Origin of the sequence: Paenibacillus sp. FSL H8-0034 (assembly GCF_038000305.1) — a bacterium.
GTDB lineage: Bacteria > Bacillota > Bacilli > Paenibacillales > NBRC-103111 > Paenibacillus_S.
The window spans coordinates 7,777,638-7,795,804 of the sequence record NZ_JBBOBS010000001.1 but is presented as its reverse complement, the minus strand read 5'-3'; the positions used below and the strand labels follow the sequence as shown (position 1 = coordinate 7,795,804).

At 45.5% G+C, this 18,167-nt stretch carries 14 protein-coding genes; all 14 read left to right on the top strand.

The annotated features are described in order from the left end of the window. Nucleotides 1–6 precede the first annotated feature (6 nt). Nucleotides 7–255, top strand: coding sequence for a hypothetical protein (locus tag NST47_RS34765; RefSeq protein ID WP_341159201.1), 249 nt, complete (start codon nucleotides 7–9; stop codon nucleotides 253–255). Next, nucleotides 234–2,591: a glycosyltransferase family 2 protein gene (locus NST47_RS34760; RefSeq protein ID WP_341159200.1), complete on the top strand. Its 2,358-nt coding sequence runs from the start codon at nucleotides 234–236 to the stop codon at nucleotides 2,589–2,591. The genes NST47_RS34765 and NST47_RS34760 overlap by 22 nt, the downstream gene beginning before the upstream one ends. 4 nt (nucleotides 2,592–2,595) lie before the next feature. Continuing rightward, nucleotides 2,596–4,236: an ArnT family glycosyltransferase gene (locus NST47_RS34755; RefSeq protein WP_341159199.1), complete on the top strand. Its 1,641-nt coding sequence runs from the start codon at nucleotides 2,596–2,598 to the stop codon at nucleotides 4,234–4,236. Continuing rightward, complete coding sequence (locus NST47_RS34750) at nucleotides 4,190–5,170, top strand: glycosyltransferase family 2 protein (protein ID WP_341159198.1); 981 nt, start codon at nucleotides 4,190–4,192, stop codon at nucleotides 5,168–5,170. The genes NST47_RS34755 and NST47_RS34750 overlap by 47 nt, the downstream gene beginning before the upstream one ends. Next, nucleotides 5,167–5,565, top strand: a complete 399-nt coding sequence (locus NST47_RS34745) for a GtrA family protein (RefSeq protein ID WP_341159197.1) — start codon at nucleotides 5,167–5,169, stop codon at nucleotides 5,563–5,565. The genes NST47_RS34750 and NST47_RS34745 overlap by 4 nt, the downstream gene beginning before the upstream one ends. A 462-nt stretch (nucleotides 5,566–6,027) precedes the next feature. Next, nucleotides 6,028–7,767 carry a biosynthetic-type acetolactate synthase large subunit gene (gene ilvB, locus NST47_RS34740; protein WP_262688357.1) on the top strand — a complete coding sequence of 580 codons (1,740 nt, stop codon included), beginning with the start codon at nucleotides 6,028–6,030 and terminating at the stop codon, nucleotides 7,765–7,767. Continuing rightward, the gene (gene ilvN, locus NST47_RS34735; protein ID WP_240414780.1) at nucleotides 7,764–8,252 is read left to right on the top strand and encodes an acetolactate synthase small subunit; all 489 of its coding nucleotides are present in this window, start codon (nucleotides 7,764–7,766) and stop codon (nucleotides 8,250–8,252) included. Before ilvB ends, ilvN begins: the two co-directional genes overlap by 4 nt. A gap of 159 nt (nucleotides 8,253–8,411) precedes the next feature. After that, nucleotides 8,412–9,404 (top strand): ketol-acid reductoisomerase, encoded by a 993-nt coding sequence (gene ilvC, locus NST47_RS34730; protein ID WP_076229700.1) that lies wholly within the window; start codon nucleotides 8,412–8,414, stop codon nucleotides 9,402–9,404. A gap of 202 nt (nucleotides 9,405–9,606) precedes the next feature. Beyond that, nucleotides 9,607–11,163 carry a 2-isopropylmalate synthase gene (locus NST47_RS34725; RefSeq protein WP_341159196.1) on the top strand — a complete coding sequence of 519 codons (1,557 nt, stop codon included), beginning with the start codon at nucleotides 9,607–9,609 and terminating at the stop codon, nucleotides 11,161–11,163. Nucleotides 11,164–11,395: 232 nt separating this feature from the next. Further along, complete coding sequence (locus tag NST47_RS34720; protein ID WP_341159195.1) at nucleotides 11,396–13,045, top strand: stalk domain-containing protein; 1,650 nt, start codon at nucleotides 11,396–11,398, stop codon at nucleotides 13,043–13,045. 106 nt (nucleotides 13,046–13,151) lie between these two features. Beyond that, complete coding sequence (locus NST47_RS34715; protein ID WP_218639004.1) at nucleotides 13,152–13,274, top strand: YjcZ family sporulation protein; 123 nt, start codon at nucleotides 13,152–13,154, stop codon at nucleotides 13,272–13,274. A 295-nt stretch (nucleotides 13,275–13,569) separates the two neighbouring features. After that, nucleotides 13,570–14,901, top strand: a complete 1,332-nt coding sequence (locus NST47_RS34710; protein ID WP_341159194.1) for an extracellular solute-binding protein — start codon at nucleotides 13,570–13,572, stop codon at nucleotides 14,899–14,901. 95 nt (nucleotides 14,902–14,996) lie between these two features. After that, nucleotides 14,997–16,895: a cache domain-containing sensor histidine kinase gene (locus tag NST47_RS34705; RefSeq protein ID WP_341159193.1), complete on the top strand. Its 1,899-nt coding sequence runs from the start codon at nucleotides 14,997–14,999 to the stop codon at nucleotides 16,893–16,895. Beyond that, entirely contained in the window at nucleotides 16,892–18,058 is a 1,167-nt protein-coding gene (locus NST47_RS34700; protein ID WP_341159192.1) for a response regulator transcription factor, read from the top strand. The genes NST47_RS34705 and NST47_RS34700 overlap by 4 nt, the downstream gene beginning before the upstream one ends. Nucleotides 18,059–18,167: the final 109 nt, after the last annotated feature.

Genomic DNA, 18,167 nt, shown 5'->3' with positions numbered 1-18,167 from the left:
GCTACTGTGAGAGAAAGAACTGTTGTCAGGGAAAAGAGATCGCTGATCGGGTATGATGACGAAAAAGTAAAATCGTATATCCATTCTCTGCAATTGGAAATAAGAGCTCTTGAGAGACGACGGCGGGAAGATCATCAAGTATTTATGAATCAAAGTGCGGAGCTGCTTGGTGAAATCGATCAATTGAAACAGAAAGCCCACGAACTTGATCAAATGGAAACCAATTTAAAGCAATGGATCCAACGAAACCAGTAAAAACGTTTGGTTTAGCTTGGCTTGGGCTCCGCAAAAGCTGGACCAACGAACGAATTAAAGAACTGGATGAGCAGCTATCCAAGCAAAAAAAACATCACGAGCAGGATGAAAAGCGAAGAAAGCTTCGTTTGGAAGAATTGGGTCGGCAGAAAGAGTATTTGCAAAAAGAAATCGAGGACCGTGAACGATTCATCGATCAGCTGATAACACAAAAGCTGAACATTATGGACCGAAAGGGCTTTGAGCCTTCTTTTGATGATCGGGTCAAACAGAAGCTTCGTCTCGGTGATTTACTGGTCGCTGAGGGCTTGATTTCCCAAGTACAACTAAATCAGGCGATGGAGCGTCAAAAATCATTTGGTGGCCGTCTGGGTGATCTTGTTGTGGAAATGGGCTTCACCAAAAAGGATTTAGTCACCGCCATTATCAATCAGCAATCGCAAAAAGGCCGTTTGGGGGATATGTTGGTAGAAACGGGTGCGATTACCCAGCATCAGCTTAATGAAGCATTGGGTATTCAACGGAAGAGTGGTGGCATGCTGGGTGATATTCTGATGTCCCTGCGCTCGATTGACCCTGAGAAGCTGTATCGACATATCGCAACGCAAAACAATCTCGGACGCATTGGTACAGAATATGCCTTTGAAGATATGCTGTACAAGCTGCCGGAGGCTTTGGCTCGACAATATGATGCTGTAGTTATTAATAAAGATTTAAATCGATTTTTGGTAGCTGTCGGCGGACCTTTGTCCGATGAGGCGAGTGCAGAGATTGAAGGACTGCTTGATCTGCCTATTGAACAGGTGCTGGCAACACGAGATGAAATGGAGTTTTTTTGGAAGGAAGTCTATCAATCGGAATTGATGGTCGAAAGCACGCAAAAGCTGGTTAATGAACAGCCGCAAAATTCGGCGCATGTCACGTTTACGAAGGCTCAAATATCGACAGCGGTGATTTGTGTCTTTGTCTTCCTTGTAAGCCTTGTTATCGATTGGTTTCACACTTTAATTGTGATGAATATAGCTGTGCAAATTTTTTATTTCTCGATGACGCTTTTTAAATTTATGATTATTATGTTTGGTACTCGCGAGAATGCTCAGATGAGGTTCACGAAGGAAGAAATTGATGCTATTGACGAAAGATCACTTCCAGTATATACCATTCTTGTTCCGATGTATAAGGAAAGTCAAGTGATTCCGCACTTATTGAGCAACATTGAGCAGATCGATTACCCGAAAGCCAAGCTTGACGTTCGTTTATTAATTGAGCAGGACGATGTGGAAGCCCAGGAGCTTTTGAAGGAAATGGACCTGCCTCCTTATTATACAACGATTGTAGTGCCGCACAGCTTGCCCAAAACGAAGCCAAAGGCCTGCAATTATGGATTAATTCGTGCACGTGGCGAGTACGTTGTTATTTATGATGCCGAGGATCGTCCAGATCCCGACCAGCTTAAAAAGGTGCACGCTGCTTTTGTCAAAAATGAAGATAATTGTGCCTGTATTCAAGCAAAGCTTAACTATTTCAATAGCGATCAGAATTTGCTGACCCGTTGGTTTACTCACGAATACAGCATGTGGTTCGAGCTTCTGCTGCCTGGTGTTATGCAATTGGATATCCCGATTCCATTGGGGGGGACCTCCAATCATTTTAAAATGAAGGTTCTGAAGGAAATCAATGCATGGGACCCTTATAATGTAACAGAGGATGCCGATTTGGGTATTCGCCTTTATAAATCAGGTTACACGACCGCTATCGTAGATTCCCGAACCTGGGAGGAAGCCAACAGCCGCGTTGGAAACTGGATTCGGCAGCGTTCGCGCTGGATCAAAGGCTACATGCAGACTTGGCTTGTTCACATGCGTAATCCGTTTAGGCTGTATAAAGAGCTGGGCCTTAAAGGGTTTATGGGCTTTCAGGTGATGGTATTGGCAACGCCGATGCTGCCACTGTTAAATCCGTTTTACTGGGTAATGATCATCATGTGGTACGCTTGGAAGGTACAATGGATTCCGCAGTTTTTCCCCGGGCCGATCTATTATCTGGCTTCTGTAGAGTTTTTAATTGGAAACTTCTTATTCGTATTTGGTAATGTGGCTGGTATTTATTGGGTTATCCATGATCTGGAGAAACGAAAGGAAAATATTTTTTCCTACAGTCTCGTCAAATATGCACTGTTAACACCTGCTTATTGGGTGCTCATGAGTTTAGCTGCGGTTAAGGCTGCATGGCAGTTGATTACAAAGCCATTCTATTGGGAGAAAACAACCCATGGCTTGTCTAAAGTTGCCCCTGGTTCATTCTCAGCCAATAGCGCTAGTCAGGATGGGGGATAGAAGAATGCCTGTCATGCATCGAAGTGTTTATTGGGTATTATTTCTCTTGTTATTCACGTTAGAGTTTTCGGCTGGTTTCTATGTTAGCCACGTTATCGGTTATGTGCATTCCGATTCCATGAGCCGTGTGGCCAATGCCTTTTATGTATTGTACAGCCGTGACCCCCATTTGGGTGCGATTGGATTTGTATGGAATCCGCTGCCAAGTGTTATTGAACTGTTTTTGCTGCTGCCGTATCACTGGTTTCCTGAGCTTGCCTCTTCGGCATTGGCAGGCGTGATCATGAGCAGCGTATTTGCCGGAATGACAGCTGTATTGCTGGCTCGTGCCGCTGTCGAGTTTGGTTTGTCTCGCAGGTTTGCCGTTATATTGAGTATAAGCTTCAGTTGTAATCCATTTATATTTTTATTCGGTGCTAACGGGCTCAGCGATGCCCCCTTTATATATTTTATCATGTCGTCGGTTATTCACTTATGTCATTGGATGCATGGACGAAGAGTGGGCAGCTTGTTTAGACTCAGCTTCATGCTGGCTCTTGCCTTTTGGACCCGTTATGAAGCTGTGCCGCTTGGAGCTGCGTTGGCTTTGGCCGTTATCTTAATCGTATTCTGGATACCGCCCAGTGATCCGAGAGTCGAGCCGCAGATTGAGCGTAATCTCAAGTTTAAACTGTTTCAGATTGAGGGAACCTGGGCGTTAATACTTGCTCCTGTAGTTTATTCAGGCTTGATTTGGATTTGGCTGAACTACTTGATTATGGACAACGCGCTTTACTTTCTGAATTCAGAATACTCCAACGTTGCGCAGGCTCAGGGACTTGGAACGGACCAGCAGTTCCTTGATATGCAGGGCAATCCGCTGCTCGGTCTTATTTTCGTAGCGAAGAAGACGATGTATTATTCCCTTCCATTATTGAGCATTGTGGTGCTTAGAATATGGAATCGAAGGTGGATGGTGTGGGACTTCCTGGTACTCGCTTGTTTGTTTGCCTCAATTCTTGCGCTGCAATTTCTGCTGCTGATGAAGGGAACCTCATACGGCTGGTTCCGATATTTTATGTACGTTTTACCGATTACGGTAGCCTGGCTGCCCTATGAGCTGTCTCGCGTTAAACGATCGATGGTCAATTATAGTATCGTCCTGGTGGGCATGATCGCAAGTGGCTATATTTTGACACAAGCTTTAATGAGCCCTGTAATTGCGCCCGATGAGAATAAGTTTCTGCATGCGAAGGAATATGCTGCGGGTCAGCAGGTTGAGAAAGAAATTGCTAATTATTTGGATACCGAACTAGATGGCTACAATATACTGATGGATTCTTATTCCGCGTATGCGATCATTCTGAACAGCAAGGCGCCGAGTAAATTTCTGATTACGAGTGATTTAATGTTTAAAGATTCTTTGCAGCATCCTATAGAAAACGGAGTCGATTTCATACTGAGTCCCAAGCCTGATAAAAGCTCGGCGTTAAGTGCTGACAATGCAACCTACCTTAATTTTTACGAGAAGGGCACCTCATGGACTCAGCTGTACAAGGAGTTCGGAGGCAAGTGGAGATTGTACAAAATTATTCGTCCAGTTGAAGGAGGTGGAAAAGATGAATCATCCTATTCCGGAAATATCTATGGTGATCCCGGTTTATAATGAAGCAGTTCATATTGCTCATTCTTTGCTATTGATTGAAGAAGAGCTAAAGAAGCTTGCGTATTCGTATGAAATTGTTGTTGTTGATGATGGTTCCAAAGATAATACCTGGCAGCAGTTAACTTGGGTGGGTGAGCATTCAGAGCATTTTACGGGCCTGCGTCTTAGTCGTAATTTCGGTAAGGAGCTTGCCTTGTGCGCGGGCTTGGAGCATGCCAGAGGACAGGCTGTGATTGTGATGGATTCGGACTTGCAGCATCCTCCGGCCTTGTTAGCCGAAATGATACGATTGTGGCGTGAAGACGGTAAGGACATCGTGGAATGTGTCAAAGTAGATCGTGGTAGAGAATCATTGAACAAATCCCTCAGCTCTGCGATATTTTACAATGTGCTTAATCGCTTGTCCGGGTTCGATCTGCGCGGTGCGTCCGATTTCAAGCTTCTGGATCAAAAAGTGATTCAAGCATGGCGGGAGATGCCAGAGCGTAACATGTTCTTTCGCGGTATGACGGCTTGGCTTGGATATGATAAGGTACAGATTCCATTCGAGGTGGCAGAACGTGCCGGTGGCAAAACCCAATGGCCGTTTCATAGCTTGCTGAAGCTGGCGGTTAATGCCGTTGTTTCCTTTTCGTCGATTCCATTACGCTTTGTCAGCTTGATTGGATTGGTTTTTCTGCTTGGAGCTATTATTTTAGGTGTTCAAACCTTGTATCAAAAATTTGCCGGCGACGCTGTAACCGGATTTACAACCGTTATCTTACTGCTGCTGGTTGTGGGCAGTGTCATTATGATCTCACTTGGTATCATCGGCGAGTATATCGCATCTATTTACAATGAGGTAAAAGGAAGACCGCGATATTTGGTCAGTCAAAAAATTAACAGCGAAGCTGCTCCGGCAGAATTAGGCTTTAAGGTTAGCGAAGCTTTATGAAACGATTGATGTTGAAGTATGGAGTCGTTGGTTTGTTGGGGACACTTATCCATTTTGCTGCTTTGTTTGTATTGGTTGAAGCGTTCTATTTGAATCCGGTAGTGGGCTCCACACTTGGTTTTTTACTCGTTCTGATCATTTCGTATGTGCTTAACAAATGGTGGACCTTTCAGGATGCTCCATCGGGCTGGAAGCCGTTCGTGAAATACGTGGTTGTGTCCCTGACAGGATTGCTGCTCAATAGCGGTATTATGTACACGGTTGTCGACTGGCTGCACTGGAATTATTTGCTCGGTCAATGTATGGTTGTCCTGGCGGTTCCTCTCTCCAATTTTATTTTTAACTATTACTGGACCTTTCGCCAAGAGACCGTCAGTCCAAATAGCAAGGGATGAACCCCTGATAACCGTACTTCCGAGATAAGTTTGATAAGTTCTTGACTCTGCCAACGATTCGGCATATAATATTGTAAAAGTACAACAGATGTAACTGCAATGATGAGGACGAAGTTATAAGGGCCCTTATGATCCAGAGAGCAGCGGATTTGCTGAAACCAATGCCATTAATCCCTTATGTACGAGCTCACCTCGGAGCTGTTTTCCTGAAAAGTATGTTCATTGGATTCAAGAGCATAGCTATTAGGGAAAAACGGAATCGCACACGTTATCGTGCTGAAGGTATAACAGCTATAAGTATTTGCTGCGTACCTGCTAAGGTTATTTGCTGTGAGGCATTTAACAAACTCTGGGTGGTACCACGGAAGATTAGAACCCCTTTCGTCCCTTCAGGCGCTCTATTTGGCGTTTGGGATGAAAGGGGTTTTTAGGTATTCTCAATTTACGAGAGGAGGACAAATCATGATCGTTCAAACAACAAAAAAGTCAAAAGAACAGCTGCACAAGGAACTGCTTCAACCGGATGTAATTACAGGATCGGAAATGCTGCTTCGCAGCCTGCTACTGGAGGAAGTGGATTGCGTCTTTGGTTACCCCGGCGGAGCTGTATTATATATTTATGATGCTATGCACGGCAATCCTGATTTCAAGCATTTATTAACCCGTCATGAGCAAGGAGCTATACATGCAGCTGACGGCTATGCGCGTTCTACCGGCAAGGTGGGGGTCTGTATCGCGACTTCCGGACCTGGAGCAACGAACCTGGTCACGGGAATTGCCACAGCCTACATGGACTCGGTACCGCTTGTAGTCATTACAGGTAATGTATCTACAGCTGTGATTGGAACGGATGCTTTCCAGGAAGCGGATATCACAGGAATTACCTTGCCGATTACAAAACACAGCTATTTGGTGCGTGATGTAAAGGATTTACCTCGCGTCATTAAAGAAGCTTTCCATATTGCTTCTACAGGTCGTAGAGGTCCGGTATTGATTGATATTCCCAAGGATGTATCCAACGCAGAAGCGCCGTTTTACTACCCGGAAAAGGTAGAAATTCGCGGCTATCACCCAACTGTTCAGCCGAACAAGCTGCAGGTGGACCGGATGCTGGAGGCAATTGCTGAAGCTGAGCGCCCTATGATTCTTGCTGGCGGTGGTGTTGTGTACGCGGATGCGTCCAAGGAATTGCTGGAGTTTGTCGAGAAGACGCAAATTCCGGTAACGACCACACTGCTCGGATTAGGTGGCTTTCCAAGCGCAAATCCATTATGGTTGGGGATGCCGGGCATGCACGGAACATACGCGGCTAACCATGCGCTGCAAAATTGCGATTTGCTCATCGGAATCGGTGCAAGATTTGATGACCGGGTAACGATGAAGGTTAACGGATTTGCGCCAAAAGCGAAGATCGTTCATATCGATGTGGATCCTGCAGAGATCGGTAAAATTGTGGAGACCCATATTCCTGTAGTCGGTGATATCAAAGCGGTACTGCAGCTTGCGCTTCTGAAGGCGAAGAAATCACAATCGGCTGCGTGGATCGAGCACGTTCAGGCAGACAAAGCTAACCATCCACTGCGCTATATTGATTCGGACACGGAGCTTAAGCCGCAGTATGTTATTGAAATGATTCACGAAACAACCAACGGTGACGCGATTGTTACGACAGATGTAGGGCAGCACCAAATGTGGACAGCCCAATATTATAAGTTCAACAAGCCGCGCTCATGGATCACTTCCGGCGGTTTGGGCACGATGGGCTTCGGATTCCCTTCCGCGATTGGAGCTCAGGTAGCTAACCCGGATCGAATGGTTGTTTCCATTAATGGGGATGGCGGCATGCAAATGTGCTCGCAGGAGCTGGCGATTTGTGCGATTAACCAAATACCTGTTAAAATTGTAGTTATCAATAATCAGGTGCTGGGTATGGTACGTCAGTGGCAGGAAATCATTCATGGCAATCGTTTCAGCCATATTGATCTGGCAGGCAGTCCTGATTTTGTTAAGCTTGCCGAAGCTTACGGCGTTAAGGGCTTAAGAGCAACGAATAAAGAAGAAGCCCGCCGCATGTGGCAGGAAGCACTGGACACCCCAGGTCCGGTACTCGTCGAATTTTTCGTCCGCAGGGATGAGAACGTGTATCCAATGGTTACACAAGGCTCGACGATAGATCAAATGATAATGGGGGATTCGGAATGAATCACAAACATACGATATCCGTTTTAGTGAATAACCAGCCTGGCGTTTTGCAGCGGGTGTCCGGCTTGTTCGGACGCAGAGGCTTTAATATTGAGAGCATCTCCGTAGGAGAAGCCGAGGAGCAGGGTTTGTCGCGCATGGTTATTGTGACAACCGGAGACGATAAAACCTTGGAGCAGGTATCCAAGCAGCTGTATAAGCTGATTGATGTCATTAAAGTTATTGATTTGAGCTCCAACCCGATGGTTGCGCGCGAGCTGGCGTTGATCAAAGTCAATGCAGACCCAAGCTTGCGTCCGGAAATTTTCGGATTAGTCGAAACGTTCCGTGCATCCGTTGTTGATATTAGCCCGTCGTCATTAATTATCCAGGTTGTAGGCGATGCCCTTAAGATTGAAGCTATGGCTGAGCTCTTGAAGCCTTACGGTATTCGTGAGCTTTCGAGAACAGGTGTTACGGCTATGGTTCGCGGCATCGTTAAGTAGTACAAGCCGAAAGTAGTTCAAGCAAACCAAACAAGAAAAACAGCTTTGTGAGTGGGGGATCAAGTGGATGACTTGATTAGGACAGGGTGAATTTCACAGCGTGTTGTCCGTTTGATCGCCCACTCACAGGGTTTTAAATTAAAGGAGGCAATCATATCCATGGCAGTTACAATGTATTATGAAAAAGACGCTGATCTAGGCGCACTAAAAGGTAAAACAATCGCAATCATCGGTTACGGAAGCCAAGGCCACGCGCAAGCGCAAAACCTGCGTGACAGCGGTCTGAAAGTTGTTATCGGACTTCGTCCAGGTAAATCGTTTGATCAAGCGAAAAACGACGGCTTTGAAGTATTTACAGTTGCCGAAGCTACTAAATTGGCAGATGTTGTACAAATCCTTTTGCCGGATGAAACACAAGCTAGCACTTACAACAATGAAATTGAGCCTAACCTGAAAAAAGGCGCAGCACTCGTGTTCTCACACGGTTTCAACATTCATTTTGGACAAATTGTTCCTTCAGCTGATAAAGATGTATTCATGGTTGCACCTAAATCCCCGGGTCACATGGTTCGCCGTGTATACGTAGAGGGCTTTGGCGTACCTGGATTAATCGCAGTTTATCAAGATGCTTCCGGCAAAGCCAAAGATCTTGGTTTGGCTTATGCAAAAGGTATTGGCTGCACACGCGCAGGATTGATCGAAACTACGTTCCGTGAAGAAACTGAAACGGATCTGTTCGGTGAGCAAGTTGTGCTTTGTGGTGGTACTACTGCATTGGTTAAAGCTGGATTTGAAACGCTGGTAGAAGCTGGCTACGAGCCTGAGATTGCTTACTTCGAGTGCTTGCACGAGTTGAAGCTGATCGTTGACTTGATGTATGAAGGCGGAATGGCTACAATGAGACATTCCATCTCCAACACAGCTGAGTACGGTGACTATGTTTCCGGACCTCGTATTGTAACAGATGAAACCAAAAAAGAAATGAAGCGTGTACTGACTGACATCCAACAAGGTAAATTCGCTCGCGATTTCATCTTGGAAAACCAATCCGGTCGTTCGTTCCTGACAGCAACTCGTCGCATCGAGTCCGAACATCCGATTGAAAAAGTTGGTTCACAATTGCGTGAATTGATGCACTGGATTAAAAAGTAAGTCTCGTTCGTTGATTGGCATATACAGATAACTGAGGTCGGCTTGAAGATAATGGGAATGCTCGCGGCGGTAACTCCACCGGTTTTCTCAGCTTCGAGCCGTACCTTTTTCTGCTTAAAGGCGAAGTAAATTTTCTTCGAAAATTCAGCATTGCTTACGAAGTAAATTTTGCTGAAGCAAAATTCTTAGGAGGTGACCACCCATGAGAAAAATTTATATATTCGATACGACGCTGAGAGATGGAGAGCAATCCCCAGGCGTGAACCTGAACATGCAGGAGAAGCTGGAGATCGCATTGCAGCTGGAAAGGCTGGGTGTCGACCGGATTGAAGCTGGATTTCCTGCGGCATCTCCCGGTGACCTGGCGGGTGTGAACGCGGTTGCTCGTGCGATCAAGAATGCATCAGTTATCGGTCTGGCCCGCTCCCGTGAGCAGGACATAGATGCCGTACGTGAGGCGCTTAAGGGTGCTCAGGACCCTTGTCTGCATTTGTTTTTGGCTTCGTCCCCCATTCATCGCAAGTATAAGCTGAAGATGAGCAAGGAGCAGATGCTGGAAACGGCAGATAAGGCGATCCGTTATGCGAAGAAGTATTTTGACAAAATCGAGTTCTCTCCTGAGGATGCGGGTCGTACAGAGCTTGACTTCCTGTGTGAAGTCACAGCGATGGCCATTCGTGCGGGAGCAACGGTCGTTAATATTCCGGACACGGTAGGCTATTTGAATCCGAGTGAGTTCGGCAATATTTTTAAAGTGTTAAAGGAAAATGTAGCGGATATTGAAAAGATTCAATTGAGTGCACATTGCCATGACGATTTGGGGATGGCAACTGCCAATGCGCTCGCAGCTGTATTGAATGGTGCCGATCAAATTGAAGGAACAATCAATGGTATCGGAGAACGTGCCGGCAATACCTCGCTGGAGGAAGTGGCTATGGCACTGGAAACACGTCAGGACTTCTTTCAAGCCAAAACTTCATTGGTGCTTGGTGAAATTGCCCGTACGAGCCGTCTGGTCAGCAAGCTGACAGGTATGGTTGTACCTGGCAACAAAGCGATAGTAGGGGCTAATGCCTTTGCTCACGAATCCGGTATTCATCAGGATGGCATGTTGAAGGAAAAGACAACCTACGAGATTATGTCTCCGGAAATGATCGGTCTGAAAGAAAGCACGCTCGTGCTGGGCAAGCATTCCGGTCGTCATGCCTTTCGTGAAAAACTGATTGATATCGGTTATGAGCTATCGGATGAACAAGTAAATACCGCATTTTCCAAATTCAAAGATTTAGCTGATAAGAAAAAGGAAGTTTCAGACGAAGATATCCGTGCATTGATCGAAGAAAAGCTGATCGAAACACCGGAGGTATTCGCTCTGGATAACCTGCAGCTATCCTATGGCAATCAATCCGTACCTACGGCGACTATCCGTGTCACTACCTTGGATGGCGGCGCTGTGGAAGAAGCAGCTGTTGGCAATGGATCGGTTGATGCGATCTACAAGGCCATTGATAAGGTAACCAAGGAAGAGGTTGAATTGGAAGATTATTCAATCAAATCGGTTACTCAAGGTAAGGATGCACTGGGCGAGGTTCACGTACTGATGCGTCAGGGAGATTACTCGGTTCAGGGCCGCGGGGTCAGTACAGATATTCTTGAAGCAAGTGCAAGAGCGTATATCGATGCCATTAACCGATTGATTGAAAAACGCAAAACACCTGCCCGCACACGGAACAGCCGTGATAACGTAACCTTGATTTAAGATCAAAGTATTGAAGCAAGCAATTATGGCTTTACGGCCCTTACATCCAATAACATTCTGCTGCAGTGCTTTATGGCTTGCAGTGGAATGTTTATTTGTTATACAGCAAGATGAATCACAACGTCCACTGGGAATATTTAAATGAAGGAATCTTTTTGTGCCTGCCGAATTGGATTAGAATAACGGATAACATGTCGAATCCATATAGACACACTGAAGGAGGCGTTGTCCCTTGAAATCGCAAACGAGTCTTTTCAAATATATGCTGCTGTTCTCTCTGGTTCTGCTGATTGGCTGTGCCAGTCTGTTGTTTCCACCGCGACAGGCTGCTGCTGCTTCTTACGGCTATCAGGCGGCTCCACAGGAGATTGTGGGAGTGACCAAACCTACGATTACCTTTTATTTTAAAACGACCATGACGGCCATTCCCGCTTACATGATGTATCTGAATGGTGAGCCTGTGACTGCCTCTTATGATAAAGAGCAAGGTACGTTCACGTATACACCTGACTATAGTTTGAAGCCTGGTTTGCAAAATGTGCGTATGTCCATTACTTATAGAGGATATGAGCCTGTGGAGGCATCATGGACCTTTACAGTGGCTCAGGACGCGATTAGCGACTTTACTGCCGCCAACCCGGAGCAGCTGGACGGATTTGCTGCGCTTAATGATTACAGGCTGCTTTATGGATTACCCACCGTCAAGATGAACGGTCGTCTGAATGCCAGTGCCACAGCGCATGCCAAGTATTTGGAAGCCAATAAAATTCAGCAAAGCCCGGATAGCATGGAAAGTCTGCATGAGGAGAATCCGGCCAAAAAAGGATTTTTTGGTAAATCCCCATTAGAGCGCAGTGCTTACTTTGGTTACACATCAGGAGTAGGAGAAGATGCTGCCTTTTATTCAGGGACTATCAGTCAAGCCATCGATGTATTATTTGACGCTCCATACCATCGGGACCCGTTTTTGAACCCTTATATCAAAGAGGTGGGGGTTGGCAAGGTAGGCGATTATACGATTATCGAATTTAGTTCGGAATCGGATACACCTGACAAGCTGGTTGTTTCACCGGTTGAAGGGGATCGGTACGTGCCGACCTCGTTTAAAGGCGATGAGCAGCCCGATCCCTTGCGTATTCATTCTAATCAAACGTATCCTGTTGGCTATCCGATCATGGCACAATATTACGGCTCAGATGTGAAAAAGGTTAAGCTTCTGAGCGCGGAGCTGCTGGACAGCAGCAAAAAACCGGTTGATCTGCTAACAAATACGCCGGATAACGATAGTGATTTGACAAACGGAGTGATTGTTTTACCTCGCCAACCGCTTCAGTTCGATACGGACTATCATGTGAAGCTTAACCTTCAAGTGACTCATCGTGATGGCAGCACGAAGACGGAAGTCAAGGAATGGGATTTTTCAACGGAGCCTGCCGAACAGATCGGCAAGAAGAAGCTGCACCAGAACGCGACCGTGTACAGGCAGAGCTACCTCACGCTGAACCCTATTTCTCACACAGCCAGCTTTGGGCTGAATGCCAACAGCTATCAGGTCGATGGTATTGATTATCCGATGAATCTGTCTCCTGCTATTGTCGAAGGTTCATCTTACTTATATATTCGTGATCTGGCTGCAGCCCTTGGGGCGTCTGTAGAATGGAATGATCAGCTGCGTGCAGCTGTATATACAAAGAAGGGCTTGAAGGTCACTTTGTATACGACTACCAATGAGTATGAGATTAACGGGGTAACCTGGAAAACAGACACTCCGGCAAAGCTGATCGGAGAAAGCACTATGGTACCGGTTCGCCTGCTGGCGGAGGTGCTGGGTGCAAAAGTCGATTATTTGGATGCAACCCGAACGGTAAAAATCACCTATTAACATAGCTTCTCTCCCATCCATTTACCTATTCTGCTTGTACGCCCAATCTTTACAGCTCCCACCCACATACCATATGTAAGAACAGTATGAGGGGAGGATGAAATCAATGGGTTTGGTAGCAGGAGCAGGTTGTGGAGTTGGTCCGGTTGTTGGCGGTATTCGCACGAGCACAGGCGCAATATTGGTATTATTCATTCTATTGGTCATCATTACTCGCAGTTGTTTGTAATCGTATATGCAATGTAAGAGCCTCCGAGGATACTGGGGGCTTTTTTGTATGCATCTGTTGTATAGGTAAACGCAGTTAACGGCTTGTTTATTGACATCAAACCCGATGTAAAATACAGGAAAAAATAGCATGTTTTTAGTGATGGATCTTGTATAATGAGGATGAGTGGGATGCTGCTCCCGTTGTAGTATAACCTTGAAAAATCAAACATAAATTCTTTATTTTTATGGCTATACCATGCTGCTGATATGAGCTTAGAATGAAATCAAACTGAACTTACAGGGGGAGTTGAAGAATGTACAGCACTAAATATTTGGGTATGTTTCTGGCGGTATCCCTGATAAGCATAGTTGCAGCTTGCGCAAATAAATATGATGCTTCTTCAATCGGTCAAGGCTTTGGAGCCGACCGTAGGTCTGACCACGGTGGAATTACCCTGTCACTCCAAACGCTTCAGTCAGATAAAAATTCCCCCTCCTATTTAATTGAAGAAAAAATTGTCAATGATTATATGCGAACTCATCCCAATATTACGATTGAATTTGATCGTCTGAATACCGAACAGCAGAAAAACAAGCTGAAAGCACAAGCCGCTTCCGGTGAAGTAGCCGATATTACGATGGTAAATCCAGGAGCCCAAATGAAGCCGTTTGTTGACAGCCGTGTGCTTGCCCCTTTAGACGATATCCTGGAGGGTGAATTAAAATCGACATTCCAAGGCGGTGTGCTCAACTATTATACGTTTGATGGAAAAGTGTATGCGCTACCATATAATCTGAACATTGCCGGAATCTTTTATAATAAAGATATATTTGCCAAAGCAGGCTTGAGCTTTCCCAAAACCTTCGAAGAATTAATCGAGGTCGCCAAGCAGCTTAGAGCCAAAGGCGTCACTCCGATAGCGATCGGTGCCAAGGATCGTTGGACAACTTCGTTTCTATTTATGAATATTCTTCAGCGGCTTAATGGCGGCCCCGGCTTTCTGCAGGATATCATTAATAACAAAAGGAATTTTAATGATCCGGTCTTTGTCCATGCCGTTCAGAAGCTGCAAAATTTGATTCAGGCAGGTGCATTTGATGAAGGAGCGACGTCCGTCGATTCTTTCACGGCCTCCAATTTATTTCGAACCGGCAGGGCTGCGATGTATTACATAGGCACCTGGGAGGTTCCCAAGATTGAAACCTGGCCAGATAAGGAAAAAGTAGGATTCATGAAATTTCCTACGGTTGAGGGGAAAGGTGATCCCAATGATTTTATGATTGCACCTGGAACGGCGTATGCGTTATCTGCCAAAAGCAAAAATTTGGAGGAAAGCAAACGATTTTTGAAGTATCTCATGATGAATTACCCGACAGTCGCCTTCAAGATGAACGCGGCAGTAGGCCTCAGCCAAAAAGTGAAGGGCGACTTTAAAGCACCCAGCTACTCTCAATTGCAGATAGAAATCTTGAATATGTTTAAGGATATCCAAGGCGGGGAAATGAATTTTGACAATGTGATCATTCCAGCTGTTACTCAAACCCATTTGGATCAGCTGCAAAATCTTTTTGTGCAGCATGTGAAGCCTGAGGATGTGGCCAAAGAACATCAGGTTTCATGGGAGCTCAATACAAAACGAAAATGACACAGACTTTGCGCTTACGATGTAAGTTTTCTACGAAAACAAAGCGGATGCTTACGATGTAAGTTTTCTACGAAAACTTTAAGGAGGGCCTTTCATTGAAAAAATTTCGCTGGAACACCATCAGCGTAAGATTGTTCATTTGGTTCCTCTTCTCTACGCTGTTTCTTGTCCTCTTATTGGCTAGCATTTTTTATACATACAGCACCAATCAAATGAGCTTGAGAATTGCTGAGATCGCCAGGAAAAATGTATCTCAAGCTGCTGATAATTTCAATTTGCTGGCACAGGGCTACAATAGCTTGTCCAAATCAATTACAGCGAGCTCTGATGTGCAGCGGGTTCTTACAGAGGACGAAACGACCCCAGCCCTGCAGCTCATCAACAACCGAACGATTATTAATTTGCTGGAAGCGGCATTTTACAGCAGGAATGATCTTGTTGGCATTCATATCATTACCAATTGGGGAAAGGTATATAGCTACGAAGCGGCAACCCACCCTTATGAGACTAATCTTTTGGAAAGCGCCTGGTATGATGAAATCCGGCATTCTCAGGGTGAACTGCTATGGTTTGGGATGAAAAAACCAACTTTAACCGTTCAAGACCAGCCGGTTTTTTCGTTCGGTAGACTGATTTATGACCTTTATTCCCGCGAGCCTATCGGTGTTCTGCTTATTGAAGCCAGTCCTCGTCCCATACTTTCGACCTTGAGCAATCTTCATATGGGAGCAGGCAGTCTGGCCTTTATCATGAAGTCGGCCGATACGCGCTATCCAGGGATGCCGAATAAAAACGAAATATTGGCTGAGTCCGGGCGAAGCAGTGAGCAATTTCCCGAAATCGATCTTTTGCTCAATGACAGGGAAGCAGTGCAAATGTCCAATCATGTCGATACAGACCCGGAGCATCTGATCGTTATGGAGGAGCAGCCCAATTTGAAATGGTCGATTGTCAGTGTCACACCCAAATCGAATTTTCAGGTACAGCTGCAGGAGGCGAATCGTTATTTCCTTATCGTTCTCTGTTTTTTGCTATTGGTCGCGGTCATCTTGGCAACGATCATGGCACGGTCCATTTCAGCTCCCATTATTCGACTGGTTCGTGAGATGAAGGCGCTGGAGCGGGGCCAATTAAATACGATTGTCGAAATACGTTCCTTTGAAGAAATGAATTATTTGGTAGCGAATTTTAACCAAATGGTCAGTCGAATCCAGCAGCTCGTTGACAGGGTGCGTATTGTGACAGCCAGTGAAAAAAATGCTCAGCTCTATGCGCTGCAATCTCAGGTAAATCCCCATTTTTTATATAACACGTTGGATATGATTTATTGGGAACTGGACGATAGGAAAAATGATAAATTAGGGGATGTCATATTGGCGCTTTCGAAAATGTTTCGCTACAGCAGCGAATGGCATCATTCAGACGTCACTTTGCAGGAGGAATTGGACCAAACCCACAATTATTTGCACATCATTCAAGCCCGCTCGGGCGGACGTTTGCAAATTGATCTGAATATTCCTGATGAGTGGCTGCAGGTTCAAATTCCGAAAATGACGCTCCAGCCGCTGATTGAAAATGCCGTGATTCACGGTCTATCCAAATTAGATCGAGCGGGCTTGATATCTGTCCAAATGGAAATTGGCGAACAAGACTTACAAATACGTATTCAAGACAACGGGAGCGGCATATCCTATCCCAAGCTCGTCGATTTGCAAAAAACACTAGAAAAGGTCACGCTGCTTGAATTGCATCACTTCGAGGAGGAAGAGAAGAATTATCGGATTATGGAACAAGCCAATCCGGTAGGAACGGCAAGTGCCGGCATCGGCTTGGTGAACGTGCATCGCAGGCTTGTGCTGAAATTTGGTGTCTTATACGGTTTGCAAATCGCAAGTGAGCAAGGCAGCGGAACTGCCATTACGATTACTCTCCCAAAAGTTATTCCTGTTTCTTCGATGGTACTTGATCCTGTTAGGAGTGGAGGGGCGTTATGAATATACTTGTTGTGGATGATGAAAGATCGATTCGTGATGGCTTTAAGAGGACGCTCGATAAGGCGTACCCGCATATGAATGTTATGACAGCAGAATCCTGCCAGGAAGCGATCAGTGTGCTGCTGAGTGAGCGAATTCATATTCTGCTGCTTGATATTATGATGCCGGCAATGGACGGGTTGGAGCTGCTGGCTGCCCTGCGGGAATCACACCTAAGCACCAAAGTGGTCATTATTTCGGCCCATTCCAAGTTTGCGTACGCCCAGGAAGCACTGCGTTTAGGGGTCAAGGATTATGTGGTGAAACCGGTCGGCAAGGAGCCGTTGATCAAAATGATCTCTATGCTGGAACACGAATGGATAGAAGAAATGAGAGATTTATCGGAAAAGGATTTGATTCATTTAAATTTGAACTATTTGAGGGAGGCTGTATTTCGCCGCTGGGTTCGCGGACTCGATATCGGCAGATTTGACGTATCGCGATTTGTTGAAAGCCACCCTCGATTTCATCTTGTATTTGTTCAATTGGAAACGAATCAGGATATTTCCTTAAAGCACTTTGTGATCGAAAATGTATTGTCCGAATGGTTTGAAATGAATGGTAACGGCTTTATCGTCAGCCTGGATGGCAATATCCTGGTGGGAGTCGTGACGCTGCGGGAGGATGCGGGAATCAGCTCATTTGAGGAGGGGGCTAGAACACATCTTGACCAATGCTTAAAGGTCCCTTATCAGATGGTTGTCAGTCGGCTGCTGACCGATTTTCATTCCATTCCCAACGAAATTAAAAACCTGCAGCTGACCGGATTCTCAGCCTTCAAGAAGGATGCGCCAGCAAGCAAAAACGATGAGACCATCACTATTGCGCTTCAATATATTCGTGGACACTTTCAGGATTCGTTATCACTTGAAAAAGTAGCCTCCATTGTCTATTTAAATCCGATTTATTTTAGCCAGCTGTTTAAGCAAAAGACAGGAATCGGCTACAAGGATTACGTGACCCAGCTGCGAATGGAAAGAGCCAAGGAGCTGCTGGCTAATCGGGGTCTAAGAGTCACGGATGTCGCCAGACTCGTTGGCTACGACGATCTTCGTCATTTTACACAAGTATTCCGCAAAAATTATCATTGTACGCCAACCGAATATCGAAACGAGCTTACATGAGGGGAAATATCCATTCAAGTCCGCTCGAATTAATGAACAATTTCATTGAAAAAACAAACCAAACTCCTTTAGTTTGTGTCCTATACCAGGCTGGAGGGGTCACGTACAA